The 18976-nt window shown below is 34.9% G+C and carries 14 protein-coding genes; 7 read left to right on the top strand and 7 right to left on the bottom strand.

Annotated features, from left to right (window positions below):
- Positions 1-294: 294 nt before the first annotated feature.
- The 3 genes from H611_RS0101590 to H611_RS0101600 all read left to right on the top strand — a co-directional run bounded on the left by H611_RS0101590 (position 295) and on the right by H611_RS0101600 (position 3405).
- Positions 295-1245 (top strand): NmrA/HSCARG family protein, encoded by a 951-nt coding sequence (locus H611_RS0101590; protein WP_027136699.1) that lies wholly within the window; start codon positions 295-297, stop codon positions 1243-1245.
- Between the two features lie 292 nt (positions 1246-1537).
- Positions 1538-2317: a hypothetical protein gene (locus H611_RS0101595; RefSeq protein WP_027136700.1), complete on the top strand. Its 780-nt coding sequence runs from the start codon at positions 1538-1540 to the stop codon at positions 2315-2317.
- A gap of 2 nt (positions 2318-2319) precedes the next feature.
- A complete protein-coding gene (locus tag H611_RS0101600) occupies positions 2320-3405 on the top strand; it encodes a PCMD domain-containing protein (protein ID WP_027136701.1) in 1086 nt (361 codons plus the stop codon).
- Between the two features lie 93 nt (positions 3406-3498).
- Here the strand turns inward: H611_RS0101600 and H611_RS0101605 are convergent, their stop codons facing one another.
- The 3 genes from H611_RS0101605 to H611_RS0101615 form a co-directional block, all read right to left on the bottom strand.
- Positions 3499-3915, bottom strand: coding sequence for a hypothetical protein (locus H611_RS0101605; RefSeq protein ID WP_027136702.1), 417 nt, complete (start codon positions 3913-3915; stop codon positions 3499-3501).
- Positions 3916-3934: 19 nt separating this feature from the next.
- A complete protein-coding gene (locus H611_RS13780; RefSeq protein WP_169515975.1) occupies positions 3935-4501 on the bottom strand; it encodes a peroxiredoxin family protein in 567 nt (188 codons plus the stop codon).
- Positions 4502-4616: 115 nt separating this feature from the next.
- Entirely contained in the window at positions 4617-5009 is a 393-nt protein-coding gene (locus H611_RS0101615) for a panthothenate synthetase (protein WP_245574750.1), read from the bottom strand.
- A 150-nt stretch (positions 5010-5159) separates the two neighbouring features.
- Here H611_RS0101615 and H611_RS14710 point away from each other — a divergent pair, with 150 nt between their 5' ends.
- From H611_RS14710 to H611_RS0101640, 4 genes are all read left to right on the top strand, one after another.
- Positions 5160-5309: a PspC domain-containing protein gene (locus H611_RS14710; RefSeq protein WP_157515018.1), complete on the top strand. Its 150-nt coding sequence runs from the start codon at positions 5160-5162 to the stop codon at positions 5307-5309.
- A 56-nt stretch (positions 5310-5365) separates the two neighbouring features.
- Positions 5366-5734, top strand: a complete 369-nt coding sequence (locus tag H611_RS0101625) for a YrdB family protein (RefSeq protein WP_027136704.1) — start codon at positions 5366-5368, stop codon at positions 5732-5734.
- 290 nt (positions 5735-6024) lie between these two features.
- Positions 6025-7950, top strand: a complete 1926-nt coding sequence (locus H611_RS0101635; protein WP_027136705.1) for a S9 family peptidase — start codon at positions 6025-6027, stop codon at positions 7948-7950.
- A 184-nt stretch (positions 7951-8134) separates the two neighbouring features.
- Positions 8135-9364, top strand: a complete 1230-nt coding sequence (locus H611_RS0101640) for an MFS transporter (RefSeq protein WP_027136706.1) — start codon at positions 8135-8137, stop codon at positions 9362-9364.
- Between the two features lie 272 nt (positions 9365-9636).
- On the opposite strand, the gene H611_RS0101645 is transcribed toward H611_RS0101640, so the two are convergent.
- From H611_RS0101645 to H611_RS0101660, 4 genes are all read right to left on the bottom strand, one after another.
- The gene (locus tag H611_RS0101645) at positions 9637-10149 is read right to left on the bottom strand and encodes a VOC family protein (protein WP_027136707.1); all 513 of its coding nucleotides are present in this window, start codon (positions 10147-10149) and stop codon (positions 9637-9639) included.
- 496 nt (positions 10150-10645) lie between these two features.
- Complete coding sequence (locus H611_RS13785) at positions 10646-15358, bottom strand: glycosyl hydrolase (protein WP_051238679.1); 4713 nt, start codon at positions 15356-15358, stop codon at positions 10646-10648.
- Between the two features lie 95 nt (positions 15359-15453).
- Positions 15454-16851, bottom strand: a complete 1398-nt coding sequence (locus H611_RS14395) for a T9SS type A sorting domain-containing protein (protein WP_157515020.1) — start codon at positions 16849-16851, stop codon at positions 15454-15456.
- Between the two features lie 674 nt (positions 16852-17525).
- On the bottom strand, positions 17526-18950 hold the full coding sequence (locus tag H611_RS0101660; protein ID WP_027136709.1) for an MFS transporter: 1425 nt from the start codon (positions 18948-18950) through the stop codon (positions 17526-17528).
- Between the last annotated feature and the right edge of the window lie 26 nt (positions 18951-18976).

Below are 18976 nucleotides of genomic sequence, written 5' to 3' on the forward strand. Positions count from 1 at the left end.
TAATATTTAAATTATTAATCCCACAAATTTACTGCTTTTCAATTGAGACATTCTGAAATTTATTCTTAAATAATTAGTGGATACTCTTAAATAAAATATAAAAAGTACTCACTTTAAATATAAGATATTACCAATCCACCCTATTTAAAATATTTTTAAACTGATTCTTTATTCAATTACCCTTCCACACCAATGATTTACACCCTAAATTATGTAAGTCTATTTTAATTTAGTAATTTAGTAAAACCCCGCAAACAACAGAAACACAATCACATAACTACAAAATCTTTCGCAATGAAAACAACTAAAACAATAGCCATATTTGGTGCTACCGGAGCGCAAGGTGGTGGACTTGCTCGTGCCATTTTAGCCGATCCTAGTTCGGAATATACCGTTAGAGCCGTAACAAGAAATGCTAATTCAGAGAAAGCCAAGGCTCTATCTGGTTTGGGGGCAGAAATTATTGAGGCAGACCTCAATAATCCCGATAGTATAAAAAAAGCTCTAAATGGAGCAGCGGCCGCCTATTTTGTAACATTCTTTTGGGAGCATTTCTCCCCTGAAAAAGAACTTGAACAAATAAAACATTTTATTCAGTGTGCTAAAGAAGCGAATTTAGAGCATATTATCTGGTCTACGCTTGAAGATACTCGAAACTGGATTCCTTTAGATGACGATAGAATGCCAACGCTACAAGAAAAATATAAGGTACCTCATTTCGACGCCAAAGGAGCAGCAGACAAACTCTTTGTTGAAGCAGGCCTACCTGTAACTTTCCTAAGAACCTCCTTTTATTGGGATAATTTTATTTATTTCGGAATGGGTCCACAAAAAGGGGACGATGGCAATTACTACATTGCTTTCCCGATGGATGATAAACCTTTAGCGGGCATTGCAGCCGAAGATATTGGCAAATGCGCCTATGGCATATTCAAAAAAGGAAAAGCATTAATTGGTAAAACCGTTGGTATCGTGGGTGAAAAACTAAGTGGTAACGATATGGCTGCCAAACTTTCAAAAGCATTAAACATTCAAGTTATTTATAATAATGTGAGTCCTGAAACTTATCGTAGTTTTGGTTTCCCCGGAGCTGACGACTTAGGTAATATGTTTCAATTTAAAAGAGATTTTAATAACGACTTTAACAAAGTACGTGATGAGAAATTTTCTTTGGAACTTAACCCACAATTACAGGATTTTGACACTTGGCTTTCTATGAATGCCTCTCGAATTCCAATTGATTAAATTTTCGTTCAAACAACAATAACGTTCTAATTGCTATAGCACAAAAAAGGATCGTACTTATTTATAACAGACAACCTGCAAAGCAACGGCTTCATAGTTCCAATATATACTAACTGCTGTATATGTTTGAAGGAACTATAAAGCTCAGGGTTGTTTTATGTATCTAGGTGAACAAAACCACGTTTCTGTTTTCAATATTGATAATAAAATAAACTCAAATTAATTAAAAAATCATTACTTTAATCTCGCATTATTTTTTTACAACCAATCCATTAGAACAACCACCACCACTATGAAAATCATTCTTACTGTTATAATTTCACTGGGCTTGCTATATACAAATGCGGCCCTTTCACAAAAAAAAAGCAAAGAAGATACTTATACTCCCTATGAGTTATTATCGGGCTATTATAATGAAGATTTCCAGCCATTCAAAAAAAGGAATATATATATAGGGTTTGCAATGTCTCTTGAAGATAAAAAGGTTGAGAATACTGATGAGATTATTCAGAAAATATTAAATGGTGAACGCGCAAATTTCGATCTTCATTTAAAAGGGGGTTACTTTATTGGTAATTATGCTATGGCCGGACTTAATATAAATTACCACCAAAACAAATTCACAGGAGATATTTTAAGAGATTCCGATACGATTAACTCTCATTCCATAACCAGAGGATTTGCTTTGACTCCTTTTATTAGGTCGGCCGTACCACTTACCTCTAATGAACGTTTAAGTTTTTTTACTGAATTTGGAATTACTTTTGGAAGAAGTAATACTTTAACGAGAGATATTCAGAACATGGATGAGATTACCAAAAAATACGAAACCGATTATAAATTTAGGATTGGCTTAAGTCCGGGGGTAACATTTTTTGCAATGGAAAATTTTGCTCTTGAAGTTGGTATTGATGTATTGGGATATGAATTAAACACAGCACAAACAACAATCAACGATACTGAAAAATCCAGAGAAACGCGCAACAACATCGATTTTGAAATAAACATATTATCACTTCAGCTCGGACTAGCCTATTATATAGGCGCTGAAAAATCAAAAAAACGTAAATAATTATGGGACGGATAAAAAGCATATTACTCTTAACCTGCTCTGGACTAATAATGTTAGGCTGTATCAAAGAAGATTACTTTGGAGCTTCTCCCTTTGGGAATATAAAACAAATTCTGGTAAGTAACCAGTCTGGCAATGCTACGATTATAAGCGATAGTCTTTTGGTAACTGTAGAAATTCCCGGGGGTGTTGACCTAACCGAAATTACCATTGAAACTTTGGAGATTTCGTCTTTTGCCAAGGCAAATAAAGATCAAGGCGACCTTTTAAATTTAGAAAATGATGACACCATTCAAATTATTGCTGAAGATGGTTCTGCCCACAATTGGACCATTCGAGCATTTGTAGCCTCAGAAACCCCTCAATTAGATAATAATGATTTAAACGCATGGTATAAAACTGCCACAAATTATTATGAACCAGGAGAATCCGCAGCAAATACCATTTGGGGTAGCAGTAACCCTGGCACACAACTACTAAACAAATTAGCAACCATACCTGAGGATTTAGGAAATGATAATTTAGCGGCAAAGTTAATTACATTAGATATGGGAGACTTAGCAGCAACCTTTGGAACTCCTATAGCGGCAGGGTCTATATTTACTGGTTATTTTGATTCCGATAACATACAAATTAGTGATCCTCAAGCCGCCATTGTATTTGGAACTCCCTTTGCCGGCAGACCAGCTAAATTACGTTTTAAATATAGCTTTATTCCTGGTCCAGAAAACAAAAACAAACAGGGAGAACTCTTAGACTTCAGTGATGCCTGCGACATCTATGCGCTTTTAGAATTTCGGCAAGGAGGAGAAACACAACGTTTGGCAACGGCGTGGTTTAGAAGCGACCAAATTCAGGAAGAATTTATGACTCAAGAGGTTGTATTTTATTATGGAGCTTTGGACAATAGTTTCCCTGATTATATGTTTCCTCCAGATGGACAAAACTTTGTGAATGATGATATCGCTCAATACGGATTACCCACTCATATTACTTTTGTTGCTTCCTCCAGTTTTGACGGAGCTAATTTTGCAGGAGCAATAGGCAGCACCCTAATAATTGATGATATTGAAATGGTATACGAATAACCCTAAAAACAGGAATAAATATTAGTAGTGAAAACTATGTTACGCCAAGTGTACTATGATTATAAAACATTTTTATAGCTTAACCATACAAACTTAAAAATCAACCTTAACATCAAGGGTTCGAGGGAAAAAACACTGGCGATTATTACATGTTTGATATTTAAGAACCCCTTGAAGGCTACCACTATTTATGGCACTGTTTTCACATTTCAAGACAACGCTTATCTCCATGACACCACTAATAACCCGATGTTCAAATTCATTTATTTGCAGAGTGTTATAATGAAGATTAACAAACTTGTACTGCACAACTTCACAACCATGTGATGCTTTAAATTTTATCTCTGTGGGAATTAATTCATCTTTAGTATCGAATAAATCTTGTATGTGATAACCATCTTGAATTTTAAAAGGAATAAGTATTTCTACTAGCCCATGCCCTTTTCTTATATCAATGCCTTCTTCAACAATACTAACAAACTGTTTTTCCTGGAGAAAGATGACATTCATTAAGAGGAAACAGATCAAACTATAACAGTTCATCTAGTTTACTTTTTAAATGGTGTAATTCTGCATCGAAATTTTTACTATCTAAAAGAGACATAAATTGAATGTTTCCATCTGGATCTATTAATAAATTCGAAGCCAGCATAACCTCGTCCCTTGATAAATCGGGAAGCACATCTTTAGGCGCAAAACTTGCGGCAACATCACCATCAATATCTAATAAAATTGGAAAGGTTAAATTATATTTACGTTGTAATTTCTCCTTAACCAATTCTTTTGGTTCTTTTACATCAATAAGAAGCACCTCTACATTTTTACCCTGATAGTCTTGAAAAAGCTTTTCTAAGTAAGGAGCCTCTGCATTGCAAAACGGACACCAGGTCGTAGCAATATGAATCACTAAAAACTTCCCTTTATAGTGATCAAGACTAACAATAACATCATCCAAACTCGCTAGTGAGAAATTTGGCGATTTAATAGGTCTCTCTACAAGATTAGTAGATTGTTCAGAACCTGATGCATTAGCTTTTCTTCCAGATTCTTTGCAGTTTAATATAAACAGTACACTCAATAAAAGTAATAATTTCATACCCTTACAAACCATAGCTTTAATACTTAAATTAAAAGAAAACAACTTACCTCAATTATAGTTTTAAAAAAAAAGCCACTCTAAGTTTAACAGGAGTGGCTATTAGATTAAAATTTTAATTCATCTGCACTTCACTCCACTTTTCAGCAAGCTTAGAAAGATCTGATTTCATAAAATCTTCAGGCGTCATTGCAATCCTAAATTCGCAAATAGCCTTAAAATTTAAAAACCAAGGTTCAGCGATGGAAGGAATATCAGAAGCATTAGCGATTTCTAATACCATAACTGCTGCGCGACAACCATCTTGTTCGGTAAAATGAATAGTCTCTGGCTTAATATCATCGATTATTCGACCTAATATATGCCCCACAGTACCATTCTTAACCATCGCATTGAAAGGCTCAATGGGAAAGGTTACATTAACTAACATTTTCATACCTTTAGTGTTTTTGGATTTATAGCCCCTTAAAGATACGAAATTAAAAGCCCACAAAGTGTTAACAATCAATTATTTACAAGCGAAAAAAGTGATTTTAAAAAAATCACACAAATAACCACTTCTTCATTATCCATAGTCGTCATACTCTGAAGAGTAACCAACCTCCAAATTCTTTTATGATGTAAAAGTTTTTCCGATATTAGTGAAAAATTAAAAATTATGATTTTAGGAGTATCAGAATGGCTTAGTAAGAAACTAGGCTGGAAAGTATCACATATTCGAATTGCATTTGTAGTAGGTGTATTATTTTTTGGTGTTGGCTTAGGGCTATATTTAATTTTATGGCTGGTAAAGATGTTCTCTAAGTAAATGGAATAACAATACTAGATTAGATGTTAATCCAGAAATAAACTTCATTAAACTAGATGGGCTCGAATCCGATAAATCTAATTATTAGATTTCTGCTAGAATTTATGGCTCTAATTTCCGTGGGCATGTGGGGTTGGAAACAAAGCGATGGATGGCTCCAATTTGTTTTAGGAATCGGAATTCCAATTATTTTTGCTATTATTTGGGGAATATTTGCAGTTCCAAATGATCCTAGCCGCTCAGGAACAGCTCCTGTTCCAACTCCTGGTATAATTCGTTTAATAATAGAATTAGGACTTTTTACATTTGCTATTTGGTCTGTTTACGATTTAGGATTAACCACATTATGTGTAACCTTCGGAATCGTTGTACTACTTCACTATTTGGCTTCTTACGACCGAATTATATGGCTTTTATCACGATAACAGCGTTAGGATGCATAACCATAATCTCAACGCATTGGACTAGGTTCGAACCTATTCGGGTTTTCGAACGATATTGCTAAACCGAAAAATAAAGTAAATCAAAGTAATAACTGACTGTTACACTAAAATGCAGGCCATAATTCAAAAATTAGTAAAATAACCTTCATTACGATTAATCGTACGGCTATTTTGTTTATTCCTTGGGCATTGTTTAGATAAATTGAAAATTGCTTCATTTAAGTTTGATACAATTCCTTAACTTTATCATCAAAATTTTAACAATATAAATAATGCAAAAGATTCTGATATTAACACTGTGTAACATCTTTTTTTTAACTAGTGGAATCAGCCAATCTAAAGTAATGACTCCAGAACAGCTCATTGAATTAAATAAAGTTTCTGCTGTGGGATTAAGCGATGATGGCAACCATGTAATTTACAAAACATCGACTTTCGATTTAAAAACAAATAAACACACTAGTAAAATATATTCTGTTTCGGTGCTTGGTGGCAATCCAAAATCTTTGGACGAAGTTGGGGAACAGGTAAAAAATAAAAATGTTTCTCCAGACGGAAAATGGAAATTAATAACTAAAGACATAAAAATTCAGAAAGTAAGTGGCATTGATCACTATAATGATGTTCCAAATTCAAATGTTCTTATCTACGATCAGCTTAACTACAGACATTGGGATACATGGGAAGATGGTTCCTATAGCCATGTATTTATTCAATCTGCAACCGATACGCTCGATAAAGGAATTGATATAATGAAAGGAGAACCATTTGATTGTCCGCAGAAACCCTTTGGTGGCAACGAAGATTACATATGGAGTCCCGATTCTAAAAAAGTATTGTACGTCTCTAAAAAATTAGATGGCACCCAATATGCTGTTAGCACTAATTCAGACATTTATGAGTATAACCTAGAAACAAAACAAACAACCAACCTTACAGAACATAATAAAGGATATGATACTCATCCTGTATTTTCTTCCAAGGGTACCCTCGCTTGGTTGCAAATGGCAAGAGATGGCTATGAATCAGATAAAAATGATATCATCGTCAGGTTACCGGAAGGAGATGTGAACCTTACTAAAGATTGGGATGGCACCGTTAATGGGTTTATTTGGAGTGAAGACGGATCAAAAATATTTTACAACGCACCAGTTGGAGGGACAGTGCATGTCTTTCAAATTGATATACCTATTGATGAAAAAAACCAGTTACAGCCCAGACAAATTTCTGAAGGTCAATTTGATGTGACTGGCATTATAGGTCAAAGCGGAAATTATTTAGTTGTGTCTCGAACAGACATGAATCATGCAACAGAGATTTATAATCTGAATATCGAAACTGGTGAAATGAAGCAATTGTCTGAAGCCAATAATGACATATATAAAGACATCCAAATGTCTCATATTGAAAAGAGAATTGTTAAAACAACAGATAAAAAAGATATGGTTACATGGGTGATTTACCCACCAGATTTTGACCCTGCTAAAAAATATCCCACCCTTCTTTATTGTCAGGGTGGCCCCCAAGGTGCTTTGTCTCAATTTTATTCTTTTAGATGGAACTTTCAACTTATGGCTGCGAATGGCTATATCGTTGTTGCCCCCAATAGAAGAGGTATGCCGGGTTATGGTGTTGAATGGAATGAACAAATCTCAAAAGATTACGGCGGACAAAATATGAAGGATTACCTTTCTGCAATTGATGATGTTGCAAAAGAGCCTTATGTGGATAAAGATAGATTGGGTTGCGTTGGAGCAAGTTTTGGCGGATACTCTGTTTTTTATTTGGCTTCAAGACATGAAGGTAGATTTAAATCGTTTATTTCGCACGATGGCATTTTCAATTGGAAATCCATGTATGGAACCACGGAAGAATTATTTTTTGTGAATTGGGATCTTGGAGGTCCTTATTGGGATAAAGAAAATGCTGCTGCTCAAAGAGCATATACCGAATTTAATCCAGTAAATTTTGTTGACAAATGGGATACACCAATCCTGATTATTCAAGGAGGTATTGATTTTAGAGTGCCTATTGGACAAGGACTAGAAGCTTTTCAGGCGGCACAATTGCAAGGTGTAAAATCAAGACTATTATTTTTCCCAGAGGAAAACCACTGGGTACTTTCATCTCAAAATAGCTTAGTATGGCAAAGAGAATTCTTTAAGTGGTTAGATGAAACGCTACAGATGTCGAAATAAATACTGGAAAATAGGCTACTTGCTATTTATAACAATAGTCCAATAAGCAGATAATTGAGGCGATAAAAATAATGGCTAACAATCTATATCCATTAGAGAGCCAGGCAAAAACGACATCCTTAAAATGGAACGTGACGATTATTACGAAGAGTAAAACAGCATACTTGAACTTTGCTTCCGTAAAATGACAAAGAATATAAAACTTGGCCTTAGAGAAAACTGGAAGCAGTTTACGCTTTTGGTTATCGTAAATGCTTTCGTGGGAGGAATGATTGGGATGGAGCGCTCTATTTTCCCTCAATTTGCAGAATTGGAATTTGGTGTGGCTTCCAAAACTGCCATGCTAACTTTTATTACTGCCTTTGGTATTACTAAAGCTATAGCCAACTATTTTACAGGAAAGTTAGCCAATAAATTTGGTAGAAAAAATTTACTTCTATTCGGTTGGTTCATTGCAATTCCAATTCCGTTTATTTTAATTTATGCCCCCAATTGGGGTTACGTGATTTTTGCAAACATGCTTTTGGGGATTAGTCAGGGTTTAACTTGGAGTAGTACGGTAGTCATGAAAATTGACCTGGTTGGAGAAAAAGACCGCGGTTTTGCTATGGGATTAAACGAATTTGCAGGATATTTTGCAGTTGGAATCGTTGCCTTTTTAACAGGATATCTAGCCAACACTTATGGCATAACACCATATCCATTTTACATTGGAATTTTCATTTCCTTTATAGGTTTAATTTTAACAACCTTTTGGATAAAAGACACTAGAGTGTTTGTAAACCAAGAAAGTGTCACGAATAATACAGTACAGCTTGACAATGTGTTTTTAGAAACAACTTTTAGAAATAAGACTTTGAGTTCTGTTACACAAGCAGGACTAGTTAATAACCTTAATGACGGTATGATTTGGGGATTACTTCCAGTCGTACTTTTGTCCTTAAACTACAACAACGAAAACATCGGAATAATAACAGCAATTTATCCAACCGTTTGGGGAATTGGTCAATTATTTACAGGAAAAATGTCTGACCATTATTCAAAAAAGAGCATGTTATTTTGGGGCATGTTATTACAGGGCTTAAGCATCTTACTTATTCCTTTCAGCAGCGACTTTTATGTATTGGCCTCCATCGCCGCTATTTTGGGTTTAGGAACAGCTTTGGTCTATCCAACCTTTCTTTCTACAATTGCCCAAGCAACAAGTCCAAGACAACGTGCCGAAAGCATTGGCTCTTTTAGGCTATGGCGAGATTTAGGATATGCTTTTGGTGCTATATTATCTGGAATTACTGCCGACTTATTTGGAGTTTCTTATGCTATCTTTTTAATTGGTGGTTTAACAATTATGTCCTCACTCATCATTAAATTCCGTATGCCCGAACAAATAAACGAGAAAAACACCAACCCATAATAACGGCTATAATCTTTATTAACAACCAATCAAAAACAAAAAATGCTATGTTTTATAACGATTAACTTATCCATAAATGTTTTTCCGGAGTTTTATCTTTCCTATTTCTGACTCTAAATAGAAAAAATAATCATCATATCACATCTTTAAACCTCCATCGCAATTGAAAATGGGTTTTGTCTTCTAAATCGCATAAGATTGGTTTCGTTTTTATATATAATATTTTAAATCCAAATGAGTCGTTATTAACACCATTACAATCACTTACCAGCTTATTCAGAATATGCACCCGATGAATATGTTAATTCATAGCTATGTGTATAAATTTCAAAAACAATCCCAAAAGGATCTTCCACGTAACACATTTTATATGGTTTATCATCAGGATAATATTCTCGAATTGGCATCCTTTGCTTTCCCCCATAGGCCAAAATATTGTTAATGAGATCTTCTATATTAGGATCCTGAACACAAAAATGAAACAAACCCGTATTAAAAGGGTTAAATTCAGGGGCTTCTTTAATGCCATGAGGAAACGAGAATAATTCAATCCCTATTCCGTCTGAGGTTGACAAATGAGCAATTTCAAATTCCGTCCAATCTTCACCAAATACATCAATACACATTTTACCAATTGCTGTTTCGGTTTCCTTTTTTACTTTTGAAGGTTGCATAATAATATACCACCCCATAACCTCTGAATAAAATTTCACTGCTTTTCTAATATCTGGAACCGTAATTCCAATATGTGAAAATGATTTTGGATATTTTTTAATATTTGCCATACGTTATAATTTAAAATACACACAATAACTTACTAAAGAGCAGCATAGTTAGCACAAAAAGTAAATTAATGATTATCAACAATATAAACAACTTTTGTTTTGTATAAAAGGATTACTACCCTTTAAATTACACCAATAATTAAATCGGCTCGAAATGGAAACCGTTAACACTATTACATTTATTAGAAGGCGCTTCAAAATCTGGTATACTACAAAAAAACAGCATCAAATATCAAATAAAATATTCACCCAGGTGGTATGAGAGCTAGAAAAAGACTAACTTATTTTAAGGGAAATTTATCCTGTGGCACCTCTCAAATTAGAATATGGTTTAACCGAATGGGGCAAATATCTTGACCATACACCAGAAGACCTAATCAACTGTAAATCAAAATACAACAAATTAATTTCCGCATAAATAATTTTACTAATGTAAAAAGGAAGGCAAATAGCTCTCACCTTCCTTATTTGCTAGTTTTAAACTTAAATAAACCTGTTACTCCTTTATTAATTTAATAGTACTTCTTCCTTGATTTGTACGTATTTGAGCAAAGTATATACCTGATCTTAATTGAGAAACCTCTATGGAAGTTGCTTTTGAATTTGGATTTAAGCTTACTACTTTACTGCCTAAAATATCATACACATCAATTGAAAGCAAGACCTCATTTCCACTTTTAATATTCCAGTAATTTGAAGATGGATTCGGAAAAACTTTAATATCAATTAATGTTCGATTTTCATTTGATAATGAGGCTACCTGAGAAACGTCATCAAAGTAAAAAGTTGAAGTAGCAGAACCATTACCTATATTTCCTATATCAAAAAGAAAAACAATTCTATCAAACACTGTATTTCCGTAGGTCGAAAAATCGTAAGTTAATGTATGCCAAGAACCACTTTCATTGGTATAATTTTTTAACTCTACGTTATTTCCTTGATTCGCTTGCTCTTCTAACTTTATGCTTATTGGCGTTCCAACAGGAGCTTCTGTCCACACCTTTAATGTAATGTACTTTTTGGTGAGAAAATTTAAAGAAGCATCTAAATTCAAATAAGAGCCTGCCCAAACCTGACCGCCATTTCTTATCAATTTAGCCATTTTATTACTTTCATTCCCCTGACTAAGCGATCCTGTAACCACTTCTACATAAGTACTTCCTCCATCAAAATCTACAAAATCTGAAGCTATAGGCGTCGTTTCAAAATCAAATGGCAACCCTGTTGTTCCTTCTGGATTACATTCAGAACAAGGTCCTCCACAATCTACTCCTGTTTCTCCTTGATTTTGAATACCATCAAAACACGTTGGTCCTGAATCAGTACAATTTGATCCCACGACGTAATCAACATATTCGGTTACTGCCAACCCTCCTGTAAATTCAAACTTACAAGCATAACTAATGGTTTCTCCATGGGCTAATCCTGTTAATGTTTTAGTAAATTTATTAACCGCTAAATTGGTCATTCCACTTTCAGAAAATGGTGATTCCTGCCACAAATAGGCATTCCATGAAGATTTATCGGTATCTAGTAATTCAAAAGTGACAATAACATTTGAGCCAATAGTTTCGAACGTACTTTTGTACCCTAATGAGAAATTACCCTGAATAGCATTACTTCCCGTTTGAGTACAACTCCTCACTTCATCAACAGAAATATTAACAACTTGAGACGTTCCAATGCTTCCTTTATCGTCCGTTGCTTTAACAGTCAGTTCGTGACTGCCAACACCAGCATTACTCCAATTAAAACTGTATGGTTCTGCCGCATCTTCACCAAGTTTAATAGCTCCATCATAAAATTCAACTTTTGTTATGACACCATCAATATCGCTGGCCATAGCAGATATTAAAATATCGTTACCTTCTTTAAAAGTTTCATTATTTTTCGGAGTGCTAATGGTTGTTGTTGGTGCCACATTACCATTTTGAGTAACAATTATCAATACCGTATCTGATGAAGTATATTCACCATCATCCACTGTTAATTTAATCTTATAAATTCCTTCCTCCAAATTAGAAACACTAGGTGTTTCAGAATTGTTATTTGAAAAACTAATAATAGAAGGCCCATAAATCTGTTCCCAAGTATAATTTAATATTGTAGTATCTGTATCGGTACTTAAAGAAGCATCTAAAACTGCACTAGTATCGGGTAAAATTACAGAAATGTTACCACCTGCATTAGCAACTGGTGGATTATAAGCAAGGGAACTACTGTATGAAAAAGTTAATTTCCCTAAATTAAATTCACCATTATCAAATGCTATTTTCAAAGTTTGTATCCCTTCGTTTAATTCAATACCATTTACTGTATGTGTAGACCATGTGGACCAATCTGAATTACTGGTTGCTGACAAGTAAATATCACTACTTATCACTTTATCATCTATTTCAAGATGAAACGGACCTCCTCCTGCAACATTTCCTGAGGAATACCTAAAAGATAAATCGTAAACTCCAGCTGTTTGAACATCGATGGTATACTCCAACCACTCGCCAGATGCGATCCAACCGACAAATGCGCCTTCATTTGTATCCATAGAAGTATCAACATATTCATCGGTTCTAAACCCCCCTTCATTATTCAAAGACAAATCCAAATATGCAATATCCTGTGCAATACCGCCCTCAAATTTATCATAATGACCGGCTTCAATTGTACCTGGTATTTCAATTGCTGTTCCAGAATACGGCACTTGCTCTCCAACCTGCACCTTTACAATGTTAGTAACATTAAACTTCGTGTCTTTATAGACCTTGGCATAAAAACCGTGCATTCCTAATGTAAGATTTTCCACTTTTAGCGTGTAAGGAGCAGTTAACACTTCGTCTAACAATTTGGAACCATCATAAAATGCCACTTTTGTAACCCCTGATCCCGTAATTTCAACATTTAAGTTCACACTACCACCCGGAAATGCTTGAGTGAAATCTGAATAAATAATACCAGCAACATCAGTATCCTTACTTGTTACCATTTGATGCGCCGGAACGAACAAAGTATAGCCATCGGAAAAAGTTACTGTTATATCTGAATCGTAATAATTATGAGCGACATAAGTCTTATCTCCATTATTATCAAAAACAGCAGCTATAGGATAATCGGCATAAATATCTGATTCTAAAGTGCCCATCGCATTCATGGCATGTAACCAATGGTAAGTTTGCGCATCAGATACACCAAACTTCATTATTCGATCTGGATAGCTATCGTACAAATCAACAGCTAACTGTGGATCTAAAAAAGATAGATACTTCCATATTGTATCGTGCCACAAGTTTGGATTAGTGCTTGTAGTACTCAGTATTTCGGTATATAACTTTAACTCATCCCATATTTTTTGTACATAATTTTTATTGTGCCCTAAATAAAGAGATCCGCCATGCATTGGATAAAGCTCAATTCCATAAGATGCAGTTATATCAGCCGTCCAAAAGGTACCGTTATCATAAGAATTCCCCCAAACACGAGACACTAAGCCATATTGCTGAGAAGGTTGAAAATTACGCTCGTACATATCGAACCAATATTCTTCTATCGCTGTTTGTTCGGTAGTATATAAATAAATTCCTAAATCTCTTATGGCATCATTATTCGTAATAGTTCCCCAATGAATTAATGAAGAATTAAACTGCATACTCTCTGAGGTAGATTCTTGATCATTTCCTTGCGGAAAGGTAGCAAAACCATTAGCCCAACAATGACCAGCATATGGACTAAAATTTCTTAAGAATGGAAATTGTGAATCGTTTCTATCTTCTGAAGCGGCATCTCTGATTAATAGATTTACCATATCACCCCAGTCATTTGCCCAGCCAGGCTCAAATTGTTCTAAAAATGCGGCTGCATGTATAAAGTAGCCCCAATGAAAATGATGATCATTTATATTAGAGTCCTGACCATGTCCCGCCGGATAACCCAATAATGCCGACCAATCATTATTATAATAAAAAAGAAAAGCCTTTTCCCCTGCCTCATAAGTTAACCAGTCTTCCAATCTTTCTTTTATGGTTGAAACCATTTTATCTCTTGCCTCGATATTACCCGTTTGATCGGCAATTCTAGCCGTTTGAATTAAACGATTCAATACCTGACCTTCATTATAGGAATCTGTCCAGGTAGCTAAACCATCATTCTGAATTTGAGATATCTTATCATTTAACAATGCGGGATCAAAACCATCGCTATAATTAGATAAGTAAGGCATGGTTGGTAAAATTCCTTTAAAGCTATTTTCAACAATAAACCCATTGCCTTCAAGTGTTTTTATTTCTCCTCTAACGCCATCATAACTATATCCTGTAGGCATCGCCGATATGGACGATAAATTTGCCCATTGATGCGGCAAAAGCCCCAATAATATATTCGTTTCACTGCCCTCTTTTGTTTCAGTAACAACTGTAAAATCTGTTATCACCTTACTTGTACTTTCACTATACGACCAATTTGTAGTTGTATTAACGGGAAACACATAGGCGTATTTTTTATATTCCTGAGCTATCGAATTTACATTTACATTATTTTGAGGCAACATGGCCATAGAACAATACTTTTTACCATTTAACATGGAGGTATATGTATTTCCTGAATGAACCCAGGTACTACCCGATGGCGCATAAAACACAAAATCGGCGCCATTACTTGCATTTTCTATAATTAACAACTCGGCTGAAATAGTCACGTTACCACTATTGACTTTTACCTGAAAAACGTCATCTAATTCTTTTTCAAAATATAAAAATGGCATGCCGATTCCAGATGTTGCTTTTAAATCATGATTACCATCATTCCAATGCATCGTAACAGTCCAATCTGAATAATCAGATACCGAAACCTTTGAACTATTTAGCCCATTTACACCAACTTCAATAGGTGAAGAATCACCAATGACACCAAACGGAATATAAGTAACAATTAAGCCGTTATTAGTCGTTTTCATAGTCATGGGATAATTAAACAGATTATCGGCATGATTTTCTTTTACCAGCTTGGACCACCAATCGTTAGTAGGCACTGGTTTCCCTTGTACAACACCAGACAACTGTGGTGTACCAGACGGATACCCATTTCTTCCTGCCGAATCTGCACCAGGATATACATTAGTATAACTTCCATTTCCAACCGATATCTGTGAAAAAACGAGGCACGTATTTACATAGAATAAGATTACAAGTAACTTTTGAATTGAATTTTTTAATAACATAACATTTGTAATTACACGTGAATGAGGCCTGAGAAAATCAAAAAAGAGCGAGGATTTACCCTCACTCTTTTCTTTATCAACACTTTTTTATTAAACTAGTTTTTGATGAGTTTTAAACTACTTGTGCCTCGTTCTGTTTGAACTTGCGCAAAATACAGTCCTGATTTTAAGGAAGAACCATCAACCTGAACTTCTAAAGTATTTGGCGTTAACGACAGTACCATTTTACCTAATACATCAAATACTTTTACAGATGAGATAGGATTATCTACATTTTGAATGGTCCAGCTTCCTTCGGTTGGATTAGGGTAAGTTCTAAATGAAGCTCTATGTGCATCTTTAGTGCTTAAAGGAGTACCTTTATATAAGTAAACATTATCATAATAAACCGTACCTAAATCAGAAGTAATTACAAATTGTACCACATCATTAATTTTCGCATTAGTTATAGGGGTCCAACTACTCAAGTCGATATCGAAAGAATACCAAGTTCCAGGATTCGGATTAGTCAAAAAGTTACCATTAGTGATGGAGAACTCTATGGCGTTTGCTTCTCCGGCACCATTATCCCAGTTAGAGAATTTAATATTAAAACTTTTATCTAAAGTAGGGGTATTCGTATACATATCCATATGAAACTTAGTAAAGCCGGTAGCATCAAATCTACCTGAGATGAATTCTACTCCTTCACAGCCTAAACCTGTAATTTTTTTAGTGGGGTTACCATCAATCATTACTTCTGTGGTTGTACCTGGACACCAAGAGGTATCAAAAGTATCAACAGAAATATCAGTATAAGCATCGCTGAAAATCGAAATAACATCGTCTGCATTTCTTGCCGGTGGTGTTGGAGCTGCAGTGGCTGGTGGAATGTCACACACATTTGGACATGAACCTCCACAATCTACCCCTGTTTCATCTCCATCTTGGATTCCATTTGAACATGTATCAACATTACCAGAAATATTATCTACATAAAACGTCCTAGAATCGGTTGTTACACCACCAAAAGTAGTTTCTCCAGCCTTCCAATAGGCATGAATTACAAAAGTAGCATAGATTCCATCTGCTTCTGCCGCTTTTCCATCAAGCGAAGTATTAAATGTAAAAGAAAGCGTCTGCCAAGTATCATCTCCATTGTGCGTAACTTCAGCAGCTGCCTCTGGGGCACCAGAAAGTCCTCCATTCACCTTAACTAAAAAAGTTATTGGGGTCGCCGACTTAACATCAATCGACATAGTTTTTGAACTTCTTAAATCAACATTCTTAGTAAGGTTTAAATTTACTCCTTGCCATACCGCACCTCCGGGGTTACCGATAATTTCGAGTACTTCACTTGTATTACTTCCTGTTCCTGTAACAACAGACGGCGCTGCCATACTTCCAAATTCGGCACCAACAGCACCACTTGTCTCAAAGCTCTGAAGAACTTCTTGAGAATAACCCATAGAAGCTATCAGAAAAACAAATAAAATTGTAATTTTTTTCATCATTAATTTTGTTTTAGTTAATTATTAAATAATCCAGTTTTCGGTATTATAAAAGTACTCACGCCAATTACCAATACCATAAAATATACCCCTACAAAAAACATACATCGCAAAATATTCCTACTTATACTGTCTATATATCAACAAACCGTCTAATTTTATTGACTTTAGAGTTGTTAAAATGTATTCACGTATACTCTTTAAATCCCTAAAATATTTACAATGTTGTGGTAATGTTGTGGTGGTGTTGAGGTAAATTTCATCAATTGAACAGCTCCTTTTCATAATATGGTTCATATGAGAAAAAAATAATGCACAAAACCTAAAACAAACTAAGCTTACTAAACGCTGTTGCCATTAAATAGTAAGTAAAAGGAGTTTAAATAAGTATTAGAAAACAAAACATACCCAATTTTAATTCTACTCGAAATTATTGAACAGAATATTGTTGTACTCTTCATTTAGCTAAAACAACGTTTAAGTGCTTAAGGAGACACCTCGTAAAACTTTAATTAAGGGGTATGATTTAACTAATTGGGTCCTTATAAAAAGAAACAGGCGAATTAAACTTGAGAAGTTATACCCGCCTGTTTATAAAAAAAATGTATCTGCTGCTACTTTGGGTAAGAAAAAAGCACCCTGCATATAGCATTGTTATTTCAATCTAAATGATTATACTATAATTTAACCATCGGTTTTCTACGATTATCCAGCTCAACCCGAACTTGGTTTGCCCGTTCCTCAGTAACATTATAATTTCTCATGACATACATAGCTATCAAGGTTCCTAATATTGGAATTCCTGAATAGAAAAATCTTAATCCGGTTATCGCTTCCGGTGTTTGCTCTGCAGCTCCCGGATCGAAACCTACAAGACTCAAAATGGCCCCACTTAGTAAACCTGCAATAGCAAAACCAAATTTAACCATCCACCAGTAAATAGCCCCAAAGATACCTTCTCTTCGCTTGCCTGTATTAAGTTCATCTAAATCAATCACATCAGCTGTCATAGACATCATGAGTGTAAACAAACTACCAATACCAAATGAGAAAAACGGAAGCGCATAAATAAACATATATGGCTTTCCTGGAATAAATAAAAACCACAATAAAATATACCCAATTATTGAAATCCCTTGTGAATAAATAAATGCCATTTTTTTTCCTAATAATTTTGACATTTTTGCTACTGTAGGGATCACCAAAAATGTAGTAACAAGTGAGGCTAAACTACCAAACAAAGTAGGCCATAAGCCAGCTGCTCCAGCGTCTCCATTAAAAAGATGATAAACTATTATGAAAAATGAAAATGCGGCAATAGTGTTAAAAGCATTAAAAATAAAGAATGTTGCTATACATAATTTTCTGAAAGGTACCGATTGAAAAGATTCTTTAAATCCTTTTACAATCTCTTTAAAACTGCTTCCAATGGTTTTAAAATTTAATGGCAAATAGTCCTTATTGACTGTTGATTCACTTTTTATAAATATAGCAGGAATCATAGCAAATATCATACAGCCAATACCTACCCAAACGGCTAAAGTTCTCGTGGCAATGTCTGCCGTTTCAAACCAGCCTTTATCGTACATAATAACCCAAAACCAAGGAGCAATCACCCAAGCCCATTGTCCTATCCATTGAGCTACTGCCATGATATTGGTTCGCTCATGAAAATCATCACTCATCTCATAACCCATAGCCACATAAGGCACACTAAAAATGGTTAATCCCAAATAAAATACGAAAGACCATATTAAAAAATATGCGAAATTATAATTAATACCATTTTCTCGGTAAAGCTGCCACATTATTATGAAGGCTATCCCCATAATTATGGCGCCCACAAATACATATTGTCGGCGTCTCCCCCATTTCGACTTTGTATTATCTGAAATAAACCCCATTATAGGATCTGTTAAAGAGTCGAATACCCGCGGAAGAAAAAAGAGGATACCCCACATCCAACCTGGAAATCCCAAATCCTGGACCAAAACAACCATAAATATTCCTAAGGCTGCCGGAAACATTTGATTAGCGAGCATTCCGATTCCAAAAGCTATTTTTTGACCATATGGCACTTTTCTGGAGGTATTATTAGACATAATTTATAATTGGTTAGGGTTAGACT

It is taken from the genome of Gaetbulibacter saemankumensis DSM 17032 (assembly GCF_000425645.1).
Lineage (GTDB): Bacteria > Bacteroidota > Bacteroidia > Flavobacteriales > Flavobacteriaceae > Gaetbulibacter > Gaetbulibacter saemankumensis.